Annotated in this window: 1 protein-coding gene; it reads right to left on the bottom strand. The window is 65.5% G+C overall.

All coding sequences use genetic code 11. From position 1 onward, the window contains the following. A partial coding sequence (locus tag AC5WS7_RS40610; RefSeq protein ID WP_495959986.1) for a WXG100-like domain-containing protein occupies nucleotides 1–908 on the bottom strand: 908 nt, incomplete at its 3' end. Between the last annotated feature and the right edge of the window lie 60 nt (nucleotides 909–968).

Raw genomic sequence — 968 nt, 5'->3', positions numbered from 1 at the left:
CCGTCGCTGTATGCCGGTGGTCTGTCCGCTTCGGTGTAGGGCGGTAGTTCCTCGTATCCGCCCATGCCCGCGGTGAACTTGCCCTGGAAATGCCCCAGCACCCCGTGCACGCCACCGACCAGACCACCACCCACACCACCCAGCAGCGCGGCGGGGTCGAATTCCCAGTTCCCGGTCAACGCCCCGTAGGCCACGATGCCCGCGCCCGCGCCCACCACACCGGCCGGGATACCGGAACCCACCGCCACCAATCCGGCTTTCCACCAGTTCATTCCACCGTTCTTGGCGACCAGGTTCCCCAGGTACTTACCCCCGAAGTGACCGATCGGGGTCGCCACACCACCGGAGATCGCGCCGACCGCGCCGGTGATGAACATCTGTTTGACGTTGAAACCCTTGCTGTGTCCCTGGCTCAGCTCGATCCCCTGCGCCAGAGCGTCGGTACCGAGTCCGATCGCGCCTTGTTTGAGGACCTGGATCGCGGTCAGCTTCCACAACGGCGTCGCCGCCAGCCGCGACGCCCGCGCGGCCAGCGCCGCGGCCAGGCGCGAGGCGATCAGGCGCATGATGCCCGCACCCTCGGCCTCGATCAGCGACACCGCCCACGCCCCCCACAAAGTGGCCAGGGCATAAGCGATTTCCGCGGCCATCACCGCCAAAGTGATGATGATCTGGAGTTTGGCGTACTCGGTCTGCTGCCCGCAGTCGAACACCGAGTCCGCGAGCTGCTCGAGCCCCTGCACGATCTTCTCGACCGAGTTGTCTCCGGAGAAGAACTGCCCGAACTGGGCGATCATCTGATCCGCGCCGCTACCACTGTAATTCGCCGACGCCGTATCACACGCCGCGTGCAACGGGGCGATGATCGCGTTCAACGCCTCGGCCGCATCGGACCAATCGTGGCTCAACGCGAAAAGCGCATCCTCATCCCCCTTCGGCCACGACGAACCAGCCAAATACGACAACCA

It is taken from the genome of Nocardia sp. PLKS1-43, assembly GCF_059510335.1.
This window is presented reverse-complemented; position numbering and strand designations above follow the sequence as displayed.